Genomic DNA, 24,266 nt, shown 5'->3' with positions numbered 1-24,266 from the left:
CTATAATATAGTAAATACTATCTTACGTAAAATATCTAATATTAATAAGGCAATTATCGGAGAAAAGTCAATCATAAGACCTGGCATAAGCTTCTCTTGAATTTTTCTTCCCGGCATCATGAAAGGGTCTGTAAAAACATGAAGTAAGTCTATCAGGCCACCTCTTTTCCCTGGCATAATCCATGAAAGCACTACATCTACTAATATAGCAGCCTCAATAATTCTAAATAGTAAAGAAAATGCAACTCCCAAAGTATATATCATTTCAGCCTCCAATTATTATTTATTTCCAATTAAAAATTCCTTTTCCAGATAGCTCATTTTTTAAATCGTTACTTACTTCTACAGTAGATGGTGATAGTATATATATACCTCTCTCAACTTCTTCTAAATCTCCACCTAATGCATAGCTCGCTCCTCCCATGAAATCTAGAAGTCTTTGAGCTATTCTTCCCTCTAAACCAGTTGTGTTTATGACCACAATTTTCCTATTTTTCAATTCATCACATATATCAGCTGCTTCTTCGTAGGTAGTTGGTTTAACTATTTTAACCTTAGCAGCTATGGTAGTATGTATACTTACAACCTTATTTTGCCTTTTCGAACTTGAAAAAACTGGTTCTATTTCTGACACATCATTAACGGCCTTTTTTTCTTCCTTTTCTTCTGCAACCTCTATATCTTCTTCAAGGTCATCCTCTAATCCTAGAAATCCCATCATTTTAGTTATAACTTTTCCTGCCATTTTTACTTACCTCCTAATTTATTATTATAATTTCTTTTTCCAAATATGCCTTCACCAACTCTTACCATGTTAGAGCCTTCTTTTATTGCCAATCTATAATCTCCTGTCATACCCATAGATAAAATCTCCATACTGATGTTCTTAAAGCTTCTCTTTTTTAAATCATCAAATAAATTTTTCATTCGTTTAAAATAGTCTCCACATTCTTTTTCACTAACTTGAGGAATAATTGCCATAAGTCCTCTTACTTTTACATTGCTGCAATTTTCACAGGAACTTATTAAGACTTCTAGATCTTCAACATAGATTCCTGTTTTACTTTCTTCTTTTCCAATATTTATTTGAATTAATACTTCAGCTGTCATATTCTTTGCTTTATAGTGTTTTTCTAACTCTTCTAGGAGCTTGACACTATCTAAGGAATGAATAAGATATACTTTTCCTACTATATACTTAATTTTATTTTTCTGTAAATGTCCTATTAAATGCCATCTTATATCCTTAGGAAGCTTTTCAAATTTATCAGTAAGCTCCTGAACCTTATTTTCTCCAAAGTCTCTTATCTCCATATCATATACCCTTTGAAGATCCTCTACAGGTTTTGTCTTAGAAACTGCTATTAAAGTAACTCCCTCAGGTATAGTTTCCCTAACATTAATTACATTTTCCTCAATTGACAACTTCACCGTCTCCTTTTACTGACAAATTGAATACCACTTTTTTTCATACTGTTACTTATTCTTCACAAATTCTAAAATTCCTGCAAAAAATTAATAAAAAATTAAATTTAATTTAAATTTTTTTTCGAGTAATATAGACCTATTACTACTCTTCCGCCCTTATATATTCATTTTTCTCTTCACCACTATAGGCAGGAATATTTATTTCGTCACTTTGTTCTACACTAATCCTCGTTTTTCTTGTCATTAATGTCTTTAAATAGTTTTCGTTAGATAACATATAATTATTCAAAACCTCTTTGTTACCAATGGCATTAATAATAAACGGAACTGCTATTTTCACCCCATTAGCTCTTATAAATGGCCCACTACAATAAATTTCAGTTTTATCAATTATCCTCTGTCCATTTATCGAAATAGCCTCTGCACCTGCATTTTTCAAATCATTTATTACTTGAATAATATCAGTATTATGTATAAGCCTCAACTCACGTTCATAGGCATATGCATTATTTATATCTTCTTCACTTGCATCGTTTAAAGTCACTATTATTCCTTGACCCTGTACAGGAGTTTTACCTAATATAATATTATTTTCATTTAATTCTTCATGTATATTTTCAGTAATATGAACTTGATCCTTCTCATTACTTTTATATTTAGAAAGTTTTTCATTATAGCTATCATATTGTTCCATGAGATCCGTTATCTCACTGTAAAGTTTGTTTTTATAATTGTACGCATCCTGATATTGCTTTGTACTTAAGAACACCATTTCTGTTTCTCTTGTAAAGCTTATATTCATAGATATTAATATTCCTATGATTATAGATGCTATAAATACGAATATCTCGGCTTCATGATTTTTCATCTAATTCACCTCATTGACGGGCTCTGGCCTTTTCTATTAACAGTCTTCTTATAGTAGCAAAATTGTCAAATATTCTTCCACCAAAAACTATTACTGCCGCAAGATAAATAGGAACTCCCATTTTATCACCTAGATAAGCAAGACCTGCTGCTAAAACCGCATTTCCAAAGAATCCTGATATAAATATGTCTGGTTGAAAGTTTTTAGCCAAACTTCCCTTCATAGCTCCAAACACTGAATCCAAACAAGCTAGTATTGCCACTGACATATATGGCGAAAGTTTATCTGGTATATTAACATTCCAAATAACTCCTACAATAACTCCTATTATAAGTCCAATAAATCCTATCATGTTTTTCCTCTCCCTCTATTTATTTGTTAACTGGCTTTGCATATTCAAATTTATAGGTCTTATTATACTTTTTAATACTAATATCGTCTGATTTTTCAAATTTAACATCACACAATCCTTTAAAATCTGTAAATACTTCTGGAAAACTCATAGCACTGTACAACAAGTTTTTATCTCCTATCGCTTTTATAACTATTCTATTTGAAGGAGAAATTCTTTCATCATTAATTAAAATGTAATTACCTGCATTTCTTATTCCAGTTTTTGAAACTACTCTTATATCATTAATAGATATGGCTTCTGCCCCTGCAAATCTCAATTCATTCACAAGATAAACTAAATGCTTGTCTGTTATATTATCACCTGTATCAGTTCCAAAAATTTTAGAATCTGGCGTGAGATATATTGTTATCCCTTGACCATTAACATCTGTAAGTCCCATTAATGTTCGTGTATTCTCTAATTCTTTTAAAAGATCCTTAGTAGCATCACTTTTACCTGCCGCAGCACTTTCATATTTTTTAATTTGATCTTGAAGATCATTTACCTTTTCTTCAAGTTGCTGTTTTTGTTTCTTGTATTGCTCTATTTCTACAGTAACATCAGTATTATTTTTATTAGTAAAATTAAATGTCTTGTCTTGTTTCATTAAAATTTTAAATTGATATGCAAGCATAAACCCTAATATACTACAAACTACTGCTACACTTACCTGTGATTTAACCTTTCGCATGCATTACTTCCTCCTATTTTTCAATAAAAAACACAGGATTACCATTAAAACTTACATCAATGTATCCCTTTACCCCTTGTAATTCTTTTCTTTCTAATATATTTAAAACTTTATTAAATTTTTTCCCTATATCTTCGGTGTTGCCAAACTTTACACAAATTTGTCCATAATACACCTTAATATCCACCGAATTACTTACATCTATAAGTGTTATTCCTTGGGAGACTTTATTATTACGAACAATTTCACCTAAATCAACAACTGCATCAACTTTCGATTTATCATTATCCTTTAGTACTTTTCCAACTTCACATTTTGAATAGTCAAATCCATCTAGCTTAATAAGCTTCATGTCCTTAATATTATCTCTTTTTTGAAGTACAATCCCATCTTTATCTACAACAAAGTATTGATTCTCTATATTATTATAGAATACCGCTTCTCTTTCCTTTACATTTATAAGAATAGTAGATGGAAACTTTCTAATTATGGTTGCACTTGAAATATAAGGATTGCTCAAAGCGCCATTAACTCCATCTTTTAAATCAATATAAAAAATATTGTTTCCTAATTTCACATTAGAAAGCGCAACAATATCTTTTGTAGAAATATTCTTATTACCAGAAACTTGAATATTTTTTATATTAAAATAAGGAAGCTTTAAACAAAGAGTAATAAGTAATGATACTAACATAATAAATAACATAAATAATTTCTTGACCTTTTGCTTTCTTCTTCTACGAATTACTAATTCATTGTGTGACTTATCTAACATCTGGCTCATTGTATCAACCTTCCTTGTCTCATAGGGTAAATAAAAATTAAATAAGCTATATATATAATAACATTTTGTAGCATTAATTTCATTAAATTATGCATTAAATTTATATACTTTTTATATAAATTTTTACATAAATTATAGCATTGCTTAAAGCAATGCTATAATTATAAAAATTAACTATATTCTTTTTGCCGGGAAATATTTAAGAGCACCCCCATAGCTATAAGGTTAAATATCAGTGAAGACCCTCCATAACTTATAAATGGAAGAGGTACCCCTGTAACTGGCATTGAACCAGTTACAACTGCTACATTTATAATTGCTTGAACTGCTATGACGGAAGTTATTCCTGTAGCTAGCAAAGTACCATAGGTATCTTTTGCCTTTACAGCTGTAATAATTCCTCTCCATATGAACACAATAAACAATATAACAATTATAGTACAGCCAATAAGCCCTAGCTCTTCCCCAATTATGGAAAATATAAAATCATTATGTGGCTCAGGTATGTAATAACATTTCTGTCTCGATCTACCGAGTCCTACTCCCCATATTCCACCTGACCCTAAAGCAAGTAGGGATTGTATCAATTGATATCCATCTCCCTTAGGATCTTGCCAAGGATTTAGGAAACTTGTAAATCTAGCCATTCTATAAGGTTCAAGAACTATACCCAAAACTCCACATAAACCTACTAAGCCTATAAGTCCTAGCATATGAGATGTCTTAGCTCCAGCTACATATAGTACTATAAGCGTAACCATCATTATTACTGTAGCTATACTTAAATTTTTTTCAGCAAGTACCATTCCCGCATAAAAGCCTGAAACCATAAGATAGGGTATAACTCCATAAGTTAAACTCTTAATTTTCTCGCCTTTGCTGTCTATACTCTTAGCCATATATATAACAACTATATATTTAGCTATTTCTGAAGGTTGTAATGAGAAGGGTCCTCCCAGCCTTATCCATCGTCTAGCACCATTGGTTGCTGGAAATGCAAATACGGCTGCTAGAAGTACTACTGTAGCTATCATTAGTATCTTAGTGTATTTTTTCATTTTATGGTAGTCAATCTTAATAGTAAAAAACATTGCTATAACACCTAACATAGCGCTAAGTCCTTGTTTCTTTAAGTAAAACATACTATCATGATTGGTAGCAGAACTAAAAAATGCACTGTAAGAACTAGCACTATAAACCATAATTACTCCAATAGCCACTAAAAGCATTATAGTGGAAAATAGTAAAAAGTCTATTGATCCCATTTTACTATTGGTTTTACTCATTCTGGCATCCTCCTACTTAATTACTTGTGTAAATCAACAGTATAGTTGACAGCAAACATTCGTTAATTATTCTATAAACCTACAGTTAGTGATAAAAATGCTACTAAGCAAAGTATAACAGTAATTATACAGAATACAGATACAACTCTAGTCTCGTGCCATCCGCACAATTCAAAGTGATGATGTATAGGACTCATCTTAAATACTCTTTTTCCTGTAAGTTTAAAGGATATAACTTGGATTATTACTGATAGTGTTTCCATCACATATATTCCACCTACTATTATAACCAATATTGGTAATTTTAATATCATAGCAACTGCCGCTACTGCTCCACCTAATGCTAATGAACCAGTATCCCCCATAAAAACTTGGGCTGGAAATGCATTGTATTTCAAAAATCCTAATAATGCACCCGCAACCACCGCACAGAATATAGCTAGAGTATAGTGTCCCATAGCAAAACTTACTAATCCAAAAAATGTCATAACCAAAAGAGTAACAGAGGTTGCAAGTCCATCAAGACCATCTGTTAAATTTACAGCGTTAGTGGTAGCTGCAAAATAAAGTATTATAAATGGTATATAAAAAACACCCAAGTTCCATGTTTTGTGTGCAAAAGGAACAATTATAGCTGTTCCTATATAAGGATTATTTGCTGCGTAATATGCAAAAGCACCCGAAGCAACTAAAAGTAAAATCATTTTCTGATAGGCTCTTAGTCCTAAATTCTTCTTATGTATAATTTTTAATCCATCATCTAAAGCTCCTATTATACCAAAAGCAACAAAAGCATAAAGTGCAATCATAGCCTCATCATTAGGCTTCCTTATTATAAGTGCCATAGTTATGAAAGAAGATATAATAAATATTAGTCCTCCCATAGTTGGAGTTCCTGATTTTTTTTGATGGCTTTTAGGTCCTTCATCTCTAATGCTTTGGCCAAACTTAAATTTACGTAATAGTGGTATAAAAATAGGTCCCTCTAAAATTGATATAAAAAATGCAACTAATACAGAATAAATTAGCTTGTTCATATTAAAATACCGCTCTAAGACTTAGAGCGTATTCACCTCCTCTTAGCTGTTGCTTTTCTTTAGTTTTTCTACTATATTTTCAAACTTTGCTGCTCTTGAGGCTTTTACTAAAATTGTATCTTCTTTTTGTAAATATTCCTTTGCTAGAAAATCTACTGCACCATCATAATTTTCAAAAGCCTTGTACTTATAACGGTCAACTGTAAAATGTTCATTATCCACTGCTTTAAAACCTTCTTCATAGGCTTTATTATAATCTCCTATTGTTACAAGCAAGTCTATGTTGTTTTGAGCCGCATATTCACCTATTTGCTTATGTGATGCAAAGGCTACCTCTCCTAATTCTCCCATTGTACCGAGTACTGCAATCTTTCTTTTTCCCCCATAATTCTTTAGCACGTCAATAGCAGCCCTCATAGAATCCGGATTTGCATTATAGCAATCATTAATTATAGTAAACTTATTACCTTCAATTATGTCCATTCTCATGGAAGTGGATTGTAATTTTTTTAAACCTTGCCTGATTTCTTCATAATTCATATTCATAATTCTTCCACAGGCTACAGCAAGCATTGCATTTAAAATTGTATGCTTACCTGGCATATCTAAATGGAATCTTTCTTTTGTGGAATTATTCTTTTCTAATACTTCAAAATCAACACAATTCTCTCCAAGTTTTGTATTTATCGCTTTAAAATCAGCTTCACATTCTATTCCGCTTTTAATAATTGAATATTGTTTATCTTTAACTGTCGCCAGCATATCGTTATCGCCATTTATTATTAAAATACTCTTTTCATTAAAAAAATTTGTAATCTCCATCTTTGCCTTTAATATATTCTCTCTACTTCCTAAATTTCCAATATGAGCAGTCCCTACATTAGTTATTAGGGCAATATCTGGTCTTGCTGCCTTAGCCATGGTATGAATCTCATTAAAATTATTCATGCCCATCTCCAGAACTGCAATATCATAACTGTTATCCAATTTAAAAACCATAAGCGGCAACCCTATCTGGTTATTGAAGTTTCCTGCTGTTTTAAAAACTTTATACTTTCCACTTAAAGCTGCTGCAACCAAATCCTTAGTTGAAGTTTTCCCAGCAGAGCCAGTTATAGCAACAAACTTAAGATTTAATTTTGTTCTATAAGCTTCTGCCAGGTCAAGTAACGCTTGTTTTGTATCTCTCACCTTCACTATCGTAGTATTCTTTTTAATTTCTTCATTTTTATAAAGTATTTCATCTACTATACAAATGGCTGAACCTTTCTCACTGGCAGTTTTAATATATTCATTGCCATTAAAATTTTCACCCTTTAACGCAACAAATATATCTTCTTTCTCTATTTTTCTAGTATCTGTACTTACGGTATTAAATCCTGAGTATTTACCTTTTAAGAGTACTTCGCCGTGAACTGCGCTGACTATTTCATCAAAACTCATATGCTCCAAGTTTAAGCAACTCCTTTCTTTTAGTAGAGAACTATTTCTCAAGTTCCTTTACAATTTCTGCAATAACTTCTCTTTCATCAAAATGTATAGTCTTATCCTTTAATATTTGATAGTCTTCATGACCTTTTCCAGCAACTACAACTACATCATCCTTTTGAGCTAGTTCCATTGCTTTCTTTATAGCCTCTCTCCTATTTTCTATAACAATGTAGTTATCTTTTAAAATTCCAGTTTCTATCTCTTTTATTATGCTCATTGGGTCTTCACTTCTTGGGTTGTCAGAAGTAATAACAGCTAAATCACTTAATTCTGAGCCTATTTTACCCATAATTGGCCTCTTTGTATTGTCTCTGTCTCCTCCACAACCAAATACACTTATAAGCTTTCCTTTTGTAAATTCTCTTGCAGTTCTTAATATGTTTTCTAATCCATCTGGAGTATGCGCATAATCAACTATAACTTCATAACCTAAATTATAATTTTTAGTAACTATCTCACATCTTCCTGGAACACAAAGCATATTCTCCAAGCCTTCTTTTACTATTTCCATTGATATACCTTCTCCTAGGCAAGCTGCCATACTTCCAAGAGCATTCATAACATTGTATTTTCCTGGTATATTTAAATTTATATGCGCTACTTGGTTTTTGTATGTTACATCAAAATCTACACCTCTTGAATGCATATGTATATTATTAGCTCTTATATCTGCAGGCTTATCTATAGAATAAGTAATTTTATTTCCTTCTGAATCTTTGTATACTCTTTCCCCAAATTCATCATCTATATTTACAATTGAATTTTTGGTGTTTTTAAATAAAATAAGCTTAGCAGCATAATAATTCTCAAAGGTTTTATGAAAATCAAGATGATCTTGTGTTAAGTTGGTAAATATAGCCTCAGAAAATTTAATTCCATAAACTCTATTAAGATATAGTGAATGTGATGATACTTCCATAACGCAATATTCTACACCTTCATCTACCATATCTTTAAAAAGATTCTGAAGTTCTAGTGATTCTGGAGTAGTTCTGTGAGCTGGTACTTTTTTATCTCCTATGTAATTTGCTATAGTCCCTACAAGGCCAACTTTATAACCCGCTGTCTCTAATATTGATTTCATCATAAAAGTAGATGTAGTTTTTCCATTAGTTCCTGTTATGCCTATAACTTTTAATTTACTTGCAGGTTGAGCATAATAATTGGCGCCAGCTAAAGCTAAAACTTTTCTACTGTCTTCAACCATTAAAACAGTACAATCTGGAAGATTTTCCACAGTTTTACTACATATTATTGCCTTTGCACCACTATTATAAGCACTATTTATGTATTTATGTCCATCTGTGGCATATCCTTCAATACATATAAACAAATCTCCATCTTTAACAGCTCTAGAATCATACTGTATTTCTCTTATTTCTAGATCGTCATTGCCCTTTAAAACCTTATAATTTATTCCTTTTAGAATTTGTTTTAAATTCACAATATACACCCCTTTAAATTTAAACTTTTATACATGATATTGGCATGCAACACAGTTATGTATTGCATGCCTATATTTTAATCTCCTAATAGTTCCATATCAAGATTTATTGCCGTTCCCTTTTCAACCTCTTTACCTGGTTCTACGCTTTGATCAGCTATTACTCCATCCCCTTCAAATTGAGCTTTAAGCCCTATACTGTTAAATACAGCTGTTGCACTATCTTTACTTAAGCCTTGAACATCTGGAACAGTCACTACTTTATTATAGTTCGCTGCGCTTCCTGTGTAAAGGATAATTTTACTTCCCTCTTTAACCGTATATCCTGGTTTAGGATTCATATCTGTAATATATTCTCCATTTGAATCAGCTTCAAATTCGAGGTGCTGATCCTTGAGAATTTTTTCTCCATCGGATTTTTTCATTCCTCTAACATCTGGAACAACTACATCCTTTAACATACTTTTAGCTATGTCTTGACTATCCGCATCACTTTTTATAGCTAAATAATTAAAGATATCATTAAATATTTGTTGAGCTACTGGAGCTGTTATTTGGCCAGCATAATAGTTAGATGGATCTGGTTCGTCTATAGATACTAAAACTGTCACCTTTGGATCGCTGGCAGGAGCCATACCTGTAAATGAAGATATATACTTTCCTGGTTGATATCCACCTGGTCCCGCTTTTTGAGCTGTTCCTGTTTTTCCTCCTATATGGTATCCTGCAATAAATGCCTTTTTTCCGCCACCTTCTGAAACAACCTTTTCTAGATATCCTCTAAGCTGTGCCACTTTATTTGCATCTAGTATTTGCTTGCTGTTTCCTGCTACATCAAAATTTTTATCAATAATTCTACTATCCTTATCTGAGTTGTAGTGAGATATCTCTTTCATGACATGAGGCTTGATTAAGGTTCCTCCATTAGCTATAGAATTAAATGCAGTAAGAAATTGAATAGGTGACACAGTATTTGTCTGACCAAAAGATATAGTTGCTAAATCAATTTCACTAATATTTTCAGGCTTCTTTACAATTCCTTTTGCTTCTCCAGGTAAATCTATGCCTGTTTTTTCTCCAAACCCAAATTTTTTAATATATTTATATAAATTTTCCTTGCCTACTTTTTTACCAACTGCGGCGAATCCAACGTTACAGGAGTTTTTAAGTATATCCACAAAGGTTTGTTCCCCATGCCCTGAAGTTTTCCAGCAGTGTATTATTTTTTTTCCTACAGTAAAGCTTCCACCACAAGTAAATTTGTCATTTTCACTAACAGCATTTTCTTCTAAAGCTGCAGTAGCTGTTATTACTTTAAAAATTGACCCTGGCTCAAAGCTATCACTAACAGCTCTGTTTCTCCAACTTTTTTGCAATTCCTCATAAGACATTCCTTTAACCCAAGGGTCATTAGGATTATAGTCTGGTTTGTTAACCATAGCAAGAACTTCTCCTGTTTTAGGATCCATAACAACTACAGTAACTGCTTTTGCCTTGTTATCATTCAAGGCTTGATTTGCAGCTTTTTCCGCAAAATGCTGCACATTTTCATCTATTGTTAAAACTACGTCCTTACCATCTATAGGTTTAGTATATTCAGAAATAGTGTCCGGAAGGCTTTTACTCTTTTTATCTGTTTCAGCAATTCTAACACCTGGTGTTCCTGATAACTCTTTATTATAAGTAAGTTCAACACCAGTCAGTCCGTTTCCATCTGAATTAGTATGTCCAAGTACCTGAGCTAAAAAATTATTATTAGGATAATATCTTTTAGTATCCCCAGATATTAATACTCCATTTAAGTTTAAGTCTCTAGCCTTATCAGCCTCTGATTTTTCTATTCTTCTTTTTAAGTTAGCAGAAGCAAGCGGTAAGCCTCCTGGAAGAGTCTTACTTAATGTTTTTGAAACTTCTGCTTTATCCATAGATAAAGCTCCAGCAAGTTTTTCCGCTACATCTTCCTGTGATAGTTTTTTTTCATTCATAGTATCTCTTAGGGCGTTCATGTCTAAATCGACCCTATAAACATTGGCACTAACCGCCAGTTCGTGCCCATTACGGTCTAATATTCTTCCTCTTTTAGCATCAATTTTTACTTCGCTTGTCCACTGGTCTACAGCCAAAGTTTTTAGTTTCTGAGATTGATATACCATTATGTATAACATTCTGCTAAATAATACACAGAAAGCTAAGAAAAGAAAACTAAAAATAACTATCATTCTCTTTCGTATTATAACTTTGTCTCTGTATTCTTTTTTTGACAACCTGTCTACCCCCGTTAACATTACTAAGAAAAAATTCAAATGAAAAATAGTTCTTCTGCATTCCTCTATTCTTTAGTATCTAACGTGATAAATCTTTACCTAAAATATTATTTTTTTAAGTTTACTCCAAAGATTTTCTTTTTCTATTTTATCTTGCACTTTCTTTTCTGTTATTTTAACATTTTCCTTATCTAGATTAGCATAAATTGCTGCTCCCTTATCAGCTGGTACCATTTGAAGCTTATTTATTGCTGTCTCTTCAATGTACTGTAAATTATTGTATTTAACAAGCTCCACTTTTAAATTGTCATTCTCTTTATTAAGTTCACTTATATTTGTCTTAACTAAATTTAATTCCATCTGCATATTGTATATTATGCAGTATCTTCCTACAAAAATTATTCCAATTATGAAGCTTAAAGAAATATTCCTTATTACTTTTACTTTTTTCTTAAGTCTTTGTTTAGCTTTTCTAAGTTTCTTTAATCTTTCTTTTTTAGCTTCTTCCTCATATCTTCTTTCTTCTTCATAAGGTACATATTCAGGCTGCAGAACGGTGTTTCCATGTATATAACTATCTTTATTTGTCACTATCACTTTATTCACCTCATCTAAAATTTAGAACTAGATTCTCTCAGCTACTCTAAGCTTGGCACTTTTGCTTCTTGAATTTACATTCATTTCTTCTTCAGAAGGCTCAATAGGTTTTTTGGTTATAACTTTTATGTAAGGATTTTTACCACATACACAAATTGGAAAGTCTGGCGGACATGTGCATGGGTTTTCTAAATTCTTGAATTTGTTTTTTATTATTCTGTCTTCTAATGAATGAAAGGTTATAATAGCTATTTTTCCACCCTTATTTAAATGATTCACACTATCTTCAACTGCTTTGTTTAATATTTGAAGTTCTCTATTTACTTCAATTCTTATAGCCTGAAAGGTTCTTTTAGCTGGATGACCTTCCTTTTGAAATTTTGCTGGAATAGCACTTCTTATTATTTCTACAAGTTCTCCTGTAGTTTTTATAATTTCTTTCTCTCTTCTCTGTATAATAAATTTTGCTATTCTTTTTGCAAAGTTATCCTCACCATATTCTTTTATTACTCTATAAAGCTCTGTCTCACTGTAGCTATTAACCACATCATAAGCAGAAAGGCTGTCCTCCCTATTCATTCTCATGTCTAAAGGCGCGTCTTTCATATAACTAAAGCCTCTCTCTGCTTCATCTAGCTGATAAGATGAAACTCCTAGATCCATCATTATCCCATCTATCTTAGGTATATCTAAATCTCTTAAAATTTCATCTATATTATAAAAATTATTGTGAACATAAGTAATATTATTAAATTCTTTCAACCTTTCCTTTGCAGCTTCCAGAGCACAAGTATCTTGATCTATTCCTATAAGTCTTCCTTTTTCAGATAGTCTGCTAGCAATTTCAAAAGAATGCCCACCACCACCTAAGGTGCAATCCACATATATACCATCTTCTTTTATATTTAATGCATTTATTGTTTCTTCTAATAACACTGATACATGCTTAAATTCCATAAATTATTTCCTCCATTACTCAAAATATAACTAAATTCCAAGTTCGCTCATTTGTTCTGCAATTTCGTCAAAATCTATATTTGAACTATTGTATTCTTCCCATTTTTCCTTACTCCAAAGTTCTACTCTATTGGATACACCAATACTTACTATTTCCTTTTTTATCTCTGCATATTCTAAAAGATTTTGTGGAATTAAACTTCTACCTTGTTTATCCATATCTATCTCATTAGCACCCGAAAAGAAAAATCTAACAAAAGCACGTGCATTCTTATTTGTTAATGGAAGCGTTTTTAATTTTTTCTCTAACACTCCCCATTCATTTAATGTATACGCATATAAACATCCATCTAATCCCTTTGTAAGTATATACTTGTTTCCAAGTTCCTCTCTAAACTTTGCAGGTACAATTATTCTATTTTTATTATCTAATGCATGTTCATATTCTCCAATAAACATAATTGAACCCCTATTTGTTATTTCACTCCACTTTACTCCACTTTTAACCACCTTGTTTACTTATTCTATATTAACATAAAAATTCCTCTTTGAAAAAACTTTTTTAATATTTTTTTTAAGTCTATTAAAATTATTTTTTCTACCTTTATCGTTCCTAGCTTTCAATACTTTACAGCAAACTGTTAAATTTTTAATATTATGTTTTTTGGGTTACTATTGTACATTTTTTTATACATATTTTTACATAATATCCTTAAGACTCCTTAATAAAAACTTTTTTATCTTCAGATAATAACATACAGATAACTTTAAAATTTTGCACAAAATTGACTACGTATATTTTTAATGAAAGGATTGATTTAATATGATAGGTAATAAAATCATCAAACATATGTTCAGACATCATCATATGCAGTGTCTAAATAAAGCTGAAAAAATTTGTTTAGCAGGAATCATAACCTGGAGTTTTATGAAGGGAATATGCATAGGAATGTATATTGGAAGAAAGTAATTATAGACATCCAAGACCGACATTTAACTTATAAAAAATATTTATTAGTAACAGTTAACACAAGTTAAACATTCTTTAGAATGTTTATTCTGCAAAAGTTACCAATTCAAATAGCAGTATAAGTTATACTTTAGATCTAGAAACCCTATAGTTCAACAACTCCTTTCTAATTTTCTTGAAATGACTAGTTTTGTAGAGTATAATTTAATAGGTAATTTGTAAAGTTAGTTAAAAACTATGAAAATTTATAGAATTTTAGTTTAAAACTGAGAAATTTAAATTTACTTAAATATAAATTAGAAAGGAATGTACACAAATGAAACTTGGAATTGTTGGATTGCCAAACGTAGGTAAAAGTACCTTATTTAATGCCATAACTCAAGCAGGAGCTGAATCTGCGAACTATCCATTCTGTACAATTGAACCAAACGTTGGGGTAGTTAGCGTACCTGATAAAAGACTAGATGTACTTGAAAAAATGTATAATTCAAAAAAGAAGATATACACTGCTATTGAATTTTATGACATAGCTGGACTAGTTAGGGGAGCAAGCAAAGGAGAAGGTCTTGGAAATAAGTTTTTATCCCATATAAGAGAAGTTGAATCCATAGTTCATGTGGTAAGATGCTTTAACGATCCTAACGTAGTTCATGTAGATGGTTCTGTAGATCCTATCCGCGATATTGAAACGATAAACCTTGAACTTATTTTTTCAGATTTAGAAATGATGGATAGAAGAATTGAGAAAATTGTCAAGCTTGCAAAAAGTGGAGCTAACAAAGAAGCAAAAGCTGAGTATGAATTAATGTTAAAAATTAAAGGCTACCTTGAAGCTGGTAAACCTGTACGAACTTTAGAATTGACTGATGATGAGTCTGAGCTTGCTAAAGGATATTTTCTTCTCACAACTAAACCAGTACTATATGTAGCAAACATATCTGAAGATGACTTAGTTTCTGGAAATCTAGAAAATGAATATGTAAAGAAAGTTAAAGAATATGCTGCAAATGAAGGTTCAGAAGTAATAATAATTTCAGCAAAAATTGAAGAAGAGCTTTCTGTACTTGAGGGTGATGAAAAGGCAGAAATGCTTGGCGAATACGGATTAGATGAAGCTGGTCTTGATAAGTTAATACATGCAAGTTATAAACTTCTAGGTCTTATGAGTTTCTTAACTGCTGGAGTTCAAGAAGTTAGGGCTTGGACAATAAAGCAAGGAACAAAAGCTCCTCAAGCTGCTGGAAAAATTCATACTGACATCGAAAAAGGTTTTATAAGAGCAGAAATTATCTCCTACGATAAATTAGTAGAAGTAGGCTCCGAAGCTGCTGCGAAAGAAAAAGGCTATTACAGACTTGAAGGAAAAGAATACGTTATGCAAAATGGAGACATAGTTCACTTTAGATTTAACGTTTAACTTTATAGGGGTTCCGTACTGGAACCCCTTATATTTATTCCACCTTTTTAGTAGTCCTCTTTCCACTGTATTTTTTCAGTTCTTTTTTTACTGTATTCATTAACTCTTTATATCCAATAGTTTCATCGCATATTAATACCTCTAAAGCATCTTTTATGCTAGCCATTGAGTAAATATGGAACTTACCTTTCTTTATTTCAGTCTCTACTTCATCATTTAATACAAGACTATCTATATTGGATTCAGGTATTAATACTCCCTTTCCCTCTATATTATCTACAAGCTTGCATATCTTATAGAAACCTTCTATTTTTTCATTTACTCCACCGATTGGCTGAACCTCCCCGAATTGATTTATTGATCCAGTAACTGCTATATTTTGTCTTATGCCTATTTTACTCAAAGCTGAAATCATTGATATAACCTCAGCTACAGAGGCACTATCCCCATCTATTCTTCCATATAGTTGTTCAAAACTCAAATGGAAATCTACCGACAGTTTTTCATATCCGCCAATTAAAGTATTCACATAACCTCTTAATGTGCTTATAGCTTTGTTATGAATTTTTCCACTTAAATCACTTTCCTTCTGGACATCTATTATATTTCCATCTCCTTTATAGCATGAACAAGTTATTTTTATTGGTTTTCCAAAGCTAAAATATCCTGTATCTATAACAGATAGGCCGTTTATTTGACCTATTAGTTTATCCTTTACATTTATGAATATTTTATTTTCTTTATAGCTTTGACCAATTTCTTTTTCTATAGATTCTTCATCATAAACCGTATCTATAATGTCTTTTCCCTCAATTTTTGTTCTATTATCATTTTTAACTTTGTTATCAGAAATCATTAGAACTCTTCTCAGTTCATAATCATCTATAAATAATTTATTTTTATTTTCTGCTTTCCTAGATGAAAACTTCGCCAATTCCTTGACGGCTTCTTTTGAAAGCGAGTTTAGTTTACTATTCTTACATATAATATCTACTTTTTCTAAGAATGACTGTTTAATTTCATTATTTATATCTAATAACGATTTTTGCTCTGCTCTTATTTTAAAAATTTTCTTAAAATCCTCATCATAAGAGTATAATAAATCATAGGTCTGATAATCTCCTATGAGTATTATCTTTTCACTGAATCTAATAGGCTCAGGCTTAAGACCACTAAGAGATAAAAGTTCCAAATATCCTTTGTTGTAATCAAGGTTCACCTTACCACTCATAAGGGATTTCTTAAAATAATAATATGCACTCTGATTATTCAAAAGATTATTTATCCTTAATATTAAGCAGCCTCCATTAGCTTTTAAAAATGATCCTCCTTTTATTAGACTTATATCAGTGACATATGTGCCATTTTTGTTTTCGTACTCTATGCTTCCTAGGATATTACTTATACTAGGGTCCTCTTCAAAAATTACTTGTGGTGCATCATTTTCACTATTATCAACTATGACATTTACTATATATTTATAAATTATTTCATTTATTTCCTCTTCATCATCATCATAATTTATAGAATATATATTTTTAATATTATCTTCTATATTATCACATACACCTTTTAAAAATTCTTTAATTTCTTCATTATTTCCAAACTCATCCAAGATTTCCTTTCTAATTTTGCTTGTTTCTTTCTTATAATATTCTTCCATTATACTTTTTATTTTTTCAACTTCGCTTAATTCCATTTCCTTTAATTCTTCAATTATCTCTTGAGCTCTACTTTTTAGACCAGAAACCTTGTTTAATATGTCTTCTTTTTCTTTAATTTCTAAAGAATCATATTCTTTTTCATTCATTAACTCACCCTCACCTTTTATAGGTATAAAAGTGAATCCATTTTGACTTGGTCTTACTGTAAAGCCTTCATCTTCAGACATCTTAATAAGTTTATTTATTAAATCATTTCTTTTCTGCTGAAGATTCTCTATTATTTCTTCCTTTTCTTTATTTGCAGAATTATTGTAAAACTCATAAGTAATCTCAGAATATACTCTCTGTATATTCTCAAGAGTTTCTTTAAGCTTTTTTCCTTTACCCCCTGGTAAAAATAGTATCTTAGGATGTTTTTCATCATCTTTTATAACATAGCATATATCTTGTGGTTTACCTTTATTTTTTAAATTTTCCTTAACAAATTCTATTACTGCTTCTAGCTTATGCTTTGAAAAATCATCTATAAGATAAACATTATACCCATCTCTATCTATTTCTAAAGCTGTTTTTATTTTTTTATAAACTTCATCATACTCTGGCATATTATTAATTTCTTCTCTTAAATGAATATTATCAAGATTAAAGTCATATATTATCTCTTTAGGTGTTAGTTTTCTCTTCATATACTATCCTCCTTTCACCCATTACTATAATAATATTCTTGAAAATATTATTTAGGTACAAAAAATAGAAAAAAGTATTTTAAAATATTAAGGGAATATATTTAAATTAAAATTATCTACATCTAATTAGATTAAAAGGGAAAACTATAATAAAAATATTTCATTATATTTTAAAAATAGCAATACTATGTTATAATATACATGAATTTTTAATAGAAATTATTGCTGTATTTTCAGCATTTCATTAAAATATCTTATCAAGAAGGAGTTAAAGACATGAGTTTTAAAGAAAAAATTGCTCAATATTACACAAAATCTTATTTAAAAAAATACGGTGATAGATTAACCCAAGTGCAAGGCACCGTTGTATCTGTAAAAGTTACAGAAAAAACCATATTGTGGATATTCCACAAATTAAGTGTAATGATTTTAGTCAGACCCGAACGAAGTAAAAACATAGTTAAATGTTCTTATATAAGAAATAGGTGGTTCAAAAAGCCTGAATTCATTTCTGTTAATCAAGGTAATCTCGTTTTAGCTCAAGGCCTAAAAGGGAAAAAGGGAAAACAAAATAGTGAACAAATTGAACTTATAAATATTAGAAACATGACTACAAAAAAAGACTTAGTGCCGATGGAAGGCAAAATGCAAAGGGTTCAAAAGGTACAGAGATTAAAGTAGAATTGCATATGCAATTCTACTTTTTTTTACTTAAAGTACAAATACAAACTGTTAATCAATGCAATTATTCCTGAAAAAAACAATACTATTCCCCATTGTCCTATTCCTAATGCAGAAGTATGAAATACACTTTGCAAAAATGGAAGGTATAGTACACACATTATCATCGTTATAGAAGTAGCTACAGCCCCTACAAGATAAGGATTAGTAAAGAACTTCATTTCAAATAACGAATGTCTTTCAGATCTACATTCAAAAACATGGATAAGCTGAGACATTATTAATGTGCAAAGTGCCAAAGTTCTACAAGTGGTTATATCATAGTTGCAGTATCTTCCAATAATGAATGCCATTACTGTGCACACGCCTATAAGAGAACCTCTAACCATTATCTTTTCACTTAATCCTCTAGCAAATATACTTTCATTTTTAGGCCTTGGCTTTCCACTCATTATATCACTCTCTGGCGGGTCTACTCCTAGTGCTATAGCTGGAAGTCCATCAGTAGCTAGATTAACCAATAAGATTTGTATAGGAAGTAATGGCGTATCTAAATAGAATAGTGAAGCTAAAAACATTGTTAAAACCTCTCCTAAATTACAGGAAAGCAAATATCTTATAAATTTTCTTATGTTATCATATATTATTCGTCCCTCTTCTACTGCAGAAACAATAGTTGCAAAATTATCATCTAACAATATCATCGAAGAGGCTTCCTTAGTCACATCTGTTCCAGATATGCCCATAGATATACCTATATCAGCTTCTTTAACTGCTGGTGCATCATTTACACCGTCACCAGTCATTGCAACAATGTTACTTTTAGCTTTAAAAGCCTTTACGATTCTCAATTTATGGTGTGGACTTACTCTTGCAAATACAGAAACACTATCCGTTTTTGCGGATAATTGTTTATCACTCAATTTATCTAAATCTTCACCAGTTATAACCTCTGATTGATTTTTACATATACTCAGCTCTTTTCCTATAGCAAAAGCTGTATTCTTATGGTCTCCAGTTATCATAATTGGTCTTATTCCTGCTATTTTACATCTTAAAACTGCATCTTTAGCTTCCTTTCTTGGTGGATCTATAATTCCTGATACACCTACGAATATTAAATTATCTTCAAGACCCTTTCCCTTAACGATCCCTGTTTCCTTATAAGCTCCTGCTATACATCTTAATGCATCAAAAGACATAGTTTCTACCGCTTTTAGGATTTTATTCTTATAATCAGATGTAAATAGCTTTATTTCACCTTTGTCCAATATATATTTACATCTATTTATTATTCTTTCTGGAGCACCTTTCACGTAACAGGTTTCCTTTGAACCTTCACGCATTACTACAGACATCATTTTTCTATCGGAATCAAAAGGAATGTCATATACTCTTTTAGCTTTATCCATAAAACCCTTTAATTCCTTATTTTCCCTAAAAAACGCTTTTATTAGGGCAGTTTCTGTTGGATCTCCAAATAAACTTTTTGAAATATTGTCTCCTTTGTAATCAAAATTACAATCGTTACAATATGTAAAAGCCTTTTTCAGTATTAAATTTTCAGGCACGGACTCTTTGTCCACATAATAAATTCTACTATTAAAATACATAGCTTTAACAGTCATTTTATTTTCTGTCAATGTTCCTGTTTTATCACTACATATTATTGATGTACACCCTAAGGTTTCAACAGCTGGAAGCTTTCTAACTAGTGCATTTCTTTTAAGCATTCTAGAAACACCAAGTGCTAGAGCAACCGTAACGATAGCTGTGAGTCCCTCTGGTATAGCAGCGACCGCTAAACTTACCCCTAGTAAAAACATTTGATACTTGTCTTGTCCTCGAGCTATGCCAGTTAAAGTTACTACTGCACATATAACAATACATAAGATTACTAATACTTTACCAAGGGCTGCAAGCTTTTCTTTTAAAGGCGACCTGTCGCTTTCTATATTTTGAAGCATGCCTGCTATTTTCCCCATTTCTGTCTTCATGCCAGTTTCAACAATTCTTGCTTTACCTTTCCCTTTAAGCACAATAGTTCCCATATAAATAGAACTATCTTTTGCTCCTCTGCTATTTTTCTCAACACCAACAGATTCTCCCGTAAGTAAGGATTCATCTACCATAAAGTTACTATCCTCTACCAGCATACAATCTGCCGGAATTCTATCACCACTTTCAAGTATTATTAAGTCTCCCACAACCAATTCCTCAGCACTTATTACCTTTAATACTCCATTTCTTAGTACCTTTGCTGTAGGTGCTGCTAGTTCCTTCAGTGCTTCTAAAGACTTTTCTGTCTTATACTCCTGTACAAATCCCAATATAGCATTCATTATGACTATAATTAATATTGTGATTGCATCTGCCTTTTCCCCCATTACTCCTGATATTGCCGTGGCAATAATAAGAATCCACGTTATAAAATCATTAAATTGAGATAAGAATATTTTAATGGGGGATACCTTATTATTCCTCTCTAATTTATTGGGCCCATACTTTTTAAGCCTTCTCACGGCTTCTGCTTGTGTTAACCCCTCATGCAATTCCCTTTCATTAATCAAAGCTATCACCTCTCACAAAAAATTTGCTCTTCATTATTTAAGTATATGAAGTTGTATATCTATATTATGATTGGGGATAACAAAGAATTTGGGAATTGTACTGAAACGTATAATCGAAAATTGAGTTATTCCACGAATATATTAACTTCTTTATATTTAGCAGCATAAATCTTTTTTCTAGCACTTGTAATTAAACGCTTCACTTTATTATACAGTTTCATATTTAACAATAAAATTATTATTGTAATTTTAATCAAAAAATTGTAGATATTTCAATAATGGTTCATTAAAATTTCTTCCAAATTAAAGTTCCTTAATATCAAAATAATCTAGTACCATCTGTAAAATTGAAATTATCACGTTCTGCTTATCAATTTTAAAGTAAATCTTATAATTGCAGACATATCTATACAAATTTATTTTCAACATTGAGTCATATATAAGATATCCGACTACTTTTGACTTATCATAAAAATATATTTGATAAAACTTCAGTATTGTATATAATAATATATGTAATTAGTTAATAATAATCACTATTTGAAGTTATATTTCTAAAATAGTAATTATATGTGGAACAAAGTTGAATTTTCATAATATAGTCATATGTGAAAATTTTGAAATCAACTTTAACTTCTGTACACTAATATAATCTATCTTGATTAGCCAACTGAAATAATATATAAGTTAATTTAGAACTTATATAGAATCTATTTAAATCCTATAGTGCTATGAAAACTCTTATAGTTTTATACTGATAGGATTTAAACTTATAAATTTAATTATGAAATGTTACACCTATATAGAGAGTGAAACCAGAAACTTAGCTTATACGCAGAGGTATATTTATATTTTTGAATGCACATTTAAATTATTTTTCTATAAGTCTTAGTTCGAATTTTTGAAAAAGCTTAGAACATTTGATTGTCTGAGCACAGCGAGTTATCAAAAGTTCTTAGCTTTTTCAAAAATTTGAACTTTAGACTTATTAAAATCATTTATCGTGCAGAAAAAATATAAATATACCTCGGAGGATAAGCTAAGTTTCGGCGGTTCAACTCCATATAGATTTACATATTCTAAAATATTATCTTAGGAGGAAAATATTATGAGCGATGTTGTATACATAACAGGACATAGAAATCCAGATACAGATTCTATTTGTTCTGCAATAGCTTATTCTGAATTCAAAAACAAAATGGGGTTAAATGCAATTCCAATAAGATTAGGAGAAGTAAGTAGAGAAACTCAATTTGCATTAGATTATTTTGGAGTTAAAGCTCCAAAGCTAATAGAAACTGTTAAAACTCAAATAGCAGATTTAGATATTGATACTGTTACTCCAATTTCTCCAGAGACTTCACTAAAATCTGCTTGGTCAATGATAAGAAAAACTAATGTAAAAACACTTCCAGTAATTGATGATGAAGATAAATTAATAGGTTTAGCTTCCCAATCAAATATAACTTCCTGTTACATGGATATATGGGATACTAATGTAATTGAAAAAAGTGAAACAAGACTTGAAAATATATTAGACACTCTTTCAGCTAAATGTGTATATGCAGCTGAGGATAACCTAAAATTTGCTGGTAAAATTGTAGTTGCAGCAATGCATCCTGAAAATGCAGAAGAATTTATAGACTCTGGCGATTTGGTAATCTGCGGTAACAGAGAGGATGCTCAAAATGTGATTCTCACTAATGGTGCTTCCCTTATGATAATTACTGGAAACCATGTTGTAAGTGATGAAATACTGGAAAGATCTAAAGAAGTTAAATGTTCCATAATAGTAACCCCTTATGATACTTTTACAGCTGCTAGATTAATTACTCAAAGTATTCCTGTAAGCTACATAATGGCTAAAGATAACTTAATATGTTTTAAAACTGATGATTTAATTGATGATGTAAGAGAGGTTATGCTCCAAAATAGATACAGAAGTTATCCTGTATTAGATGCCACTGGTAAAGTAGTTGGAAGTATTTCAAGATATCATTTAATTTCTGAGGATAAAAAGAAAGTAATACTAGTAGACCATAATGAAAAGGCTCAATCTGTTCATGGTCTTGAAGATGCTGAAATTATAGAAATAATAGATCATCATAAGATCGGTGCTATTGAAACAGGTAATCCTATATATTTTAGAAATGAACCTGTAGGATGTACAGCTACAATAGTTGCTTCTTTATTCTTTGAAAATGGAATAAGACCATCCAGAAAAATTGCTGGTCTCTTATGTTCTGCTATCATATCAGATACATTGCTGTTTAAATCACCTACATCTACTAATACAGATAAGCTTGTATTGAAAAGATTATCAAGTATAGCTGATATAGATCCCGAAAAATATGGGAAAGAAATGTTTAAAGCTGGTTCCTCATTAGAAGGAAAAACACCAGACGAAATACTTAATCAGGACTTTAAGCCATTTACAATGAATGATATTAAAGTTGGTGTTGGTCAAATATCCACCATGGATACTGAAGGCTTTGAAGCAATAAGAAACGATATTGTTCAATTAATGGAAAAAAGATGCGAAAATGAAGGCTTTGGATTAATACTACTCCTTGTAACAGACATATTAGAAGGTGGTTCAGAATTAATCTCTATAGGATCCTATAACAATGCTGTTGAAAAAGCTTTTGGTGTAACTCTTAAAGATAATTGCGCTTATGCACCTGGACTTATGTCAAGAAAGAAACAAGTAATTCCGCCACTAACTGCAGCAATGGCAACACAAAAATAAATTTAGGTTATGTCGGAAGTACGGCCGAAAATAGACTTATACTCCGGGAGGTGTTACCAAGCTTCAGCACTATAAGAACCCGACTAGAAAAACTGGCTTAATTAGATTGAATAGAAAACAAAAGGGCTGTTACACTATAGAGAACCACACCAGACACTTAACTTATACGCAGGGATATATTTACATTCTGGAAGACACATTTAAATACTTTTCATACAAGTCTTAGCTTTTTCAAAAATATGTGCTTTAGACTTGTCAAAAGTATTTATCGTGCTGGAAGAATGTAAA

Annotated in this window: 21 protein-coding genes; 4 read left to right on the top strand and 17 right to left on the bottom strand. The window is 31.1% G+C overall.

The genetic code is table 11. From position 1 onward, the window contains the following. The 15 genes from I6U48_RS19155 to mraZ form a co-directional block, all read right to left on the bottom strand. Positions 1 to 264, bottom strand: coding sequence for a YggT family protein (locus I6U48_RS19155; protein WP_218322081.1), 264 nt, complete (start codon positions 262 to 264; stop codon positions 1 to 3). Positions 265 to 283: 19 nt separating this feature from the next. Continuing rightward, a complete protein-coding gene (locus I6U48_RS19150; protein WP_218322080.1) occupies positions 284 to 745 on the bottom strand; it encodes a cell division protein SepF in 462 nt (153 codons plus the stop codon). A gap of 2 nt (positions 746 to 747) precedes the next feature. Beyond that, the gene (locus I6U48_RS19145; protein ID WP_218322079.1) at positions 748 to 1,425 is read right to left on the bottom strand and encodes a YggS family pyridoxal phosphate-dependent enzyme; all 678 of its coding nucleotides are present in this window, start codon (positions 1,423 to 1,425) and stop codon (positions 748 to 750) included. 145 nt (positions 1,426 to 1,570) lie between these two features. After that, positions 1,571 to 2,296 (bottom strand): DUF881 domain-containing protein, encoded by a 726-nt coding sequence (locus I6U48_RS19140; protein ID WP_218322078.1) that lies wholly within the window; start codon positions 2,294 to 2,296, stop codon positions 1,571 to 1,573. A 10-nt stretch (positions 2,297 to 2,306) separates the two neighbouring features. Next, on the bottom strand, positions 2,307 to 2,648 hold the full coding sequence (locus tag I6U48_RS19135; protein WP_218322077.1) for a small basic family protein: 342 nt from the start codon (positions 2,646 to 2,648) through the stop codon (positions 2,307 to 2,309). A 19-nt stretch (positions 2,649 to 2,667) separates the two neighbouring features. Continuing rightward, the gene (locus I6U48_RS19130; protein ID WP_218322076.1) at positions 2,668 to 3,381 is read right to left on the bottom strand and encodes a DUF881 domain-containing protein; all 714 of its coding nucleotides are present in this window, start codon (positions 3,379 to 3,381) and stop codon (positions 2,668 to 2,670) included. Positions 3,382 to 3,394: 13 nt separating this feature from the next. Next, the gene (locus I6U48_RS19125; RefSeq protein WP_218322075.1) at positions 3,395 to 4,165 is read right to left on the bottom strand and encodes a cell division protein FtsQ/DivIB; all 771 of its coding nucleotides are present in this window, start codon (positions 4,163 to 4,165) and stop codon (positions 3,395 to 3,397) included. A gap of 170 nt (positions 4,166 to 4,335) precedes the next feature. Further along, the gene (gene spoVE, locus I6U48_RS19120) at positions 4,336 to 5,451 is read right to left on the bottom strand and encodes a stage V sporulation protein E (protein WP_218322074.1); all 1,116 of its coding nucleotides are present in this window, start codon (positions 5,449 to 5,451) and stop codon (positions 4,336 to 4,338) included. A gap of 71 nt (positions 5,452 to 5,522) precedes the next feature. Beyond that, on the bottom strand, positions 5,523 to 6,488 hold the full coding sequence (gene mraY / locus I6U48_RS19115) for a phospho-N-acetylmuramoyl-pentapeptide-transferase (RefSeq protein WP_218322073.1): 966 nt from the start codon (positions 6,486 to 6,488) through the stop codon (positions 5,523 to 5,525). 42 nt (positions 6,489 to 6,530) lie between these two features. Then, positions 6,531 to 7,940, bottom strand: a complete 1,410-nt coding sequence (locus tag I6U48_RS19110) for a UDP-N-acetylmuramoyl-tripeptide--D-alanyl-D-alanine ligase (RefSeq protein WP_218322072.1) — start codon at positions 7,938 to 7,940, stop codon at positions 6,531 to 6,533. Between the two features lie 31 nt (positions 7,941 to 7,971). Continuing rightward, a complete protein-coding gene (locus I6U48_RS19105) occupies positions 7,972 to 9,423 on the bottom strand; it encodes a UDP-N-acetylmuramoyl-L-alanyl-D-glutamate--2,6-diaminopimelate ligase (RefSeq protein WP_218322071.1) in 1,452 nt (483 codons plus the stop codon). A 77-nt stretch (positions 9,424 to 9,500) separates the two neighbouring features. After that, complete coding sequence (locus I6U48_RS19100; protein ID WP_218322070.1) at positions 9,501 to 11,687, bottom strand: stage V sporulation protein D; 2,187 nt, start codon at positions 11,685 to 11,687, stop codon at positions 9,501 to 9,503. A 99-nt stretch (positions 11,688 to 11,786) separates the two neighbouring features. Beyond that, positions 11,787 to 12,284 (bottom strand): septum formation initiator family protein, encoded by a 498-nt coding sequence (locus tag I6U48_RS19095; RefSeq protein ID WP_218322069.1) that lies wholly within the window; start codon positions 12,282 to 12,284, stop codon positions 11,787 to 11,789. 27 nt (positions 12,285 to 12,311) lie between these two features. Further along, positions 12,312 to 13,241 (bottom strand): 16S rRNA (cytosine(1402)-N(4))-methyltransferase RsmH, encoded by a 930-nt coding sequence (gene rsmH, locus I6U48_RS19090; protein ID WP_218322068.1) that lies wholly within the window; start codon positions 13,239 to 13,241, stop codon positions 12,312 to 12,314. 30 nt (positions 13,242 to 13,271) lie between these two features. Beyond that, positions 13,272 to 13,700, bottom strand: coding sequence for a division/cell wall cluster transcriptional repressor MraZ (mraZ, locus tag I6U48_RS19085; protein WP_218322067.1), 429 nt, complete (start codon positions 13,698 to 13,700; stop codon positions 13,272 to 13,274). A gap of 364 nt (positions 13,701 to 14,064) precedes the next feature. On the opposite strand from mraZ, the gene I6U48_RS19080 reads away from it, so the two are divergent. Continuing rightward, positions 14,065 to 14,211, top strand: a complete 147-nt coding sequence (locus I6U48_RS19080) for a hypothetical protein (protein WP_218322066.1) — start codon at positions 14,065 to 14,067, stop codon at positions 14,209 to 14,211. Positions 14,212 to 14,527: 316 nt separating this feature from the next. Next, positions 14,528 to 15,628, top strand: coding sequence for a redox-regulated ATPase YchF (gene ychF, locus I6U48_RS19075; protein ID WP_218322065.1), 1,101 nt, complete (start codon positions 14,528 to 14,530; stop codon positions 15,626 to 15,628). Between the two features lie 34 nt (positions 15,629 to 15,662). Here the strand turns inward: ychF and I6U48_RS19070 are convergent, their stop codons facing one another. Further along, positions 15,663 to 17,978, bottom strand: a complete 2,316-nt coding sequence (locus I6U48_RS19070; RefSeq protein ID WP_218322064.1) for an AAA family ATPase — start codon at positions 17,976 to 17,978, stop codon at positions 15,663 to 15,665. 276 nt (positions 17,979 to 18,254) lie between these two features. Between I6U48_RS19070 and I6U48_RS19065 the strand changes: the two genes are divergently transcribed. Then, positions 18,255 to 18,659 carry a hypothetical protein gene (locus I6U48_RS19065; protein ID WP_218322063.1) on the top strand — a complete coding sequence of 135 codons (405 nt, stop codon included), beginning with the start codon at positions 18,255 to 18,257 and terminating at the stop codon, positions 18,657 to 18,659. Between the two features lie 26 nt (positions 18,660 to 18,685). On the opposite strand, the gene I6U48_RS19060 is transcribed toward I6U48_RS19065, so the two are convergent. Then, the gene (locus I6U48_RS19060; protein ID WP_246615451.1) at positions 18,686 to 21,229 is read right to left on the bottom strand and encodes a calcium-translocating P-type ATPase, PMCA-type; all 2,544 of its coding nucleotides are present in this window, start codon (positions 21,227 to 21,229) and stop codon (positions 18,686 to 18,688) included. A gap of 1,108 nt (positions 21,230 to 22,337) precedes the next feature. On the opposite strand from I6U48_RS19060, the gene I6U48_RS19055 reads away from it, so the two are divergent. Further along, complete coding sequence (locus I6U48_RS19055; protein ID WP_218322062.1) at positions 22,338 to 23,978, top strand: putative manganese-dependent inorganic diphosphatase; 1,641 nt, start codon at positions 22,338 to 22,340, stop codon at positions 23,976 to 23,978. The last annotated feature ends 288 nt before the right edge of the window (positions 23,979 to 24,266 follow it).

Source organism: Clostridium thailandense, assembly GCF_019207025.1.
Lineage (GTDB): Bacteria > Bacillota > Clostridia > Clostridiales > Clostridiaceae > Clostridium_AM > Clostridium_AM thailandense.
Note: the sequence above shows the minus strand (reverse complement) of the source record. Positions and strands in the feature narration are given on the sequence as shown.

Coding starts and splice junctions, on each gene's coding strand:
- I6U48_RS19155 (WP_218322081.1), bottom strand. CDS start 264: ATGATATATACTTTGGGAGTTGCATTTTCTTTACTATTTAGAATTATT.
- I6U48_RS19150 (WP_218322080.1), bottom strand. CDS start 745: ATGGCAGGAAAAGTTATAACTAAAATGATGGGATTTCTAGGATTAGAG.
- I6U48_RS19140 (WP_218322078.1), bottom strand. CDS start 2,296: ATGAAAAATCATGAAGCCGAGATATTCGTATTTATAGCATCTATAATC.
- I6U48_RS19135 (WP_218322077.1), bottom strand. CDS start 2,648: ATGATAGGATTTATTGGACTTATAATAGGAGTTATTGTAGGAGTTATT.
- I6U48_RS19130 (WP_218322076.1), bottom strand. CDS start 3,381: ATGCGAAAGGTTAAATCACAGGTAAGTGTAGCAGTAGTTTGTAGTATA.
- I6U48_RS19125 (WP_218322075.1), bottom strand. CDS start 4,165: ATGAGCCAGATGTTAGATAAGTCACACAATGAATTAGTAATTCGTAGA.
- spoVE (WP_218322074.1), bottom strand. CDS start 5,451: ATGAGTAAAACCAATAGTAAAATGGGATCAATAGACTTTTTACTATTT.
- mraY (WP_218322073.1), bottom strand. CDS start 6,488: ATGAACAAGCTAATTTATTCTGTATTAGTTGCATTTTTTATATCAATT.
- rsmH (WP_218322068.1), bottom strand. CDS start 13,241: ATGGAATTTAAGCATGTATCAGTGTTATTAGAAGAAACAATAAATGCA.
- mraZ (WP_218322067.1), bottom strand. CDS start 13,700: ATGTTTATTGGAGAATATGAACATGCATTAGATAATAAAAATAGAATA.
- I6U48_RS19080 (WP_218322066.1), top strand. CDS start 14,065: ATGATAGGTAATAAAATCATCAAACATATGTTCAGACATCATCATATG.
- ychF (WP_218322065.1), top strand. CDS start 14,528: ATGAAACTTGGAATTGTTGGATTGCCAAACGTAGGTAAAAGTACCTTA.
- I6U48_RS19070 (WP_218322064.1), bottom strand. CDS start 17,978: ATGAAGAGAAAACTAACACCTAAAGAGATAATATATGACTTTAATCTT.
- I6U48_RS19065 (WP_218322063.1), top strand. CDS start 18,255: ATGAGTTTTAAAGAAAAAATTGCTCAATATTACACAAAATCTTATTTA.
- I6U48_RS19055 (WP_218322062.1), top strand. CDS start 22,338: ATGAGCGATGTTGTATACATAACAGGACATAGAAATCCAGATACAGAT.